Raw genomic sequence first — 1,818 nt, 5'->3', positions numbered from 1 at the left:
ACGACCAGCTCTCCAAGCCTGACCACCCAAGACCTCCCCCGAACCATCAGGGGTGAGGTGGCCTCCTGTCGGGTGCTGGCCCGCAATCGCCGTGCTTAGGCAGGTGCCATCACACCCGCGCGGATCGAAGTGACGGATTTTCAGCCGCCCGATGAGCCTGTTGCGAGATTACCGGCGTGGGTTGACCGAGGGACGAAAAGGAGTGCGGAAGGACGCAGAAAGCCGCTTAAGCGGCTCTCCGTAGCCTTTTTGGGTCCCGTGCTCTGGCCTTTTCCGAGCGGCGGACAGACTCCCGGTGTAGCTTGCGCAGATTGTGTACGGCTGCGTCGAAGAGCCACTCGCCGCGGCAGCGTTCGATCCCACGCATGCTGAACCGGCGAGCGCCCTGGCAATCCTTTATCTGGCCGAACACCGGCTCGACCGAGGCGCCTCGTCGGCGATAGCGGGCGCGCCCGCGCTTGGTGCGCAGCTTGCGCTCCATGCGCTCGCGCGCCGTCATGCTCTTGGGCTTTCGTCCACGCGGCGGCGGCGCGTCACGCAGCGCGGCGCGCTGCTTGTGATCCTTCTGGGTGGCGATGAACAACTCGCACGTTTCGGTCTGCGTCGCCGCGTTGGCTTCCGACCAATAGCCGGCGTCGGCCACCGCCGCCCCAAGCTCGGCATCCTTGCTGACCACCGCTGCGACATTTGCCTGCGCCTGGTCGATCATCGGCGTCAGCTGGCGCACGTCATTGGCCTCGGTGCTCACGTCGGCGGCGAGAATGATCTGCCCGACGGTGACCACGATCTGGGCGTTGTAGCCCTGCAGCCAGCCGTGCCGCGTTTTCATGATGCCGCTGTCCGGATCGGTGACGTTGGCCACCGTGTCGGGGTCGACGGCGGAATCGGCCGGCTTGGGCTTACGGCCGCGCTTGCGCTTGCCGCTGGCCCGCTCCGCCGCAGCCCGGGCGTCGATCTTCTCCTGCTGACGCGAGGCCGCGTCGATCGCCTGGCGCTGCAGCTTCGCCTGACACCGCTGCAACCGCGCCAAGCGATCGGCCGGCCGCGCCAGAGCCTCGGGCAGTTCGTCGCCACGCTGTGCGCCGAACTGGCGGTCCTCCTGCGTGTCCGCCGCCTCGGCCTCCGCCAGCATCTTGCTCACCTGCTCGTCGAGACCGCTCGCGGTGCGGTTGGCGTCCAGCGCCGCGTTGGCGCCCACCTTGGTGCCGTCCAGCGCCACCAGCCCAAGCCGGACCAGGCCCGCTTCGCGGCACAGCCGCAGCACCCCCAAGAACACATCCCGCATGCGCGCGACATGGCGCTGACGGAACCGTGCGATCACGGTGTGGTCGGGGATGGCGTCGCCGACAACGAAGCGGTAACCGGCATCGCGTCCGCACAGCCGCTCGATGACCCGGCTCGAGCGGATGCCGTGCGAATAGGCGTAGAGCAGTAGAGTCAGCAGCACCTGCGGCGCGAACGGCGCCTGCCCCGCGCGGCCAAGCTTGGCATCGGCCTCGAACTCGCTCAGGTCCATCATTGCCACCGCATCAACGATCAGGTGGACGATGTCGCCTTCCGGTAGCCAGTCCATCATGTCGGCCGGAAGAAGCAGCGGCTGTCGTCGCTCCGGTTCGCGGAAGTGATGCGCCATTGCACGGTCCGTGTCGTTGCAGAGCAATGATCGAATCGTGCTCGCCTCGAGCAGTCAACACCAAACCGCGCCCGCAACCCATGAATTATGTTGCGGTATGCGATTGTGCAACAGGCTCCCGGCCGGGTCCGCAATGCGAGCGCTGCCCACGTTGCCATTGACCGTGACCGTACGCTGACCCTGGT

General features: G+C 67.1%; 1 protein-coding gene. It reads right to left on the bottom strand.

What is annotated here, in order from left to right:
- Window positions 1–226: 226 nt before the first annotated feature.
- The gene (locus VGP39_RS05360; RefSeq protein ID WP_327567069.1) at window positions 227–1,633 is read right to left on the bottom strand and encodes a transposase; all 1,407 of its coding nucleotides are present in this window, start codon (window positions 1,631–1,633) and stop codon (window positions 227–229) included.
- Between the last annotated feature and the right edge of the window lie 185 nt (window positions 1,634–1,818).

The organism is Bradyrhizobium sp., assembly GCF_036009065.1.
Classification (GTDB): domain Bacteria; phylum Pseudomonadota; class Alphaproteobacteria; order Rhizobiales; family Xanthobacteraceae; genus Bradyrhizobium.
Note: the sequence above shows the minus strand (reverse complement) of the source record. Positions and strands in the feature narration are given on the sequence as shown.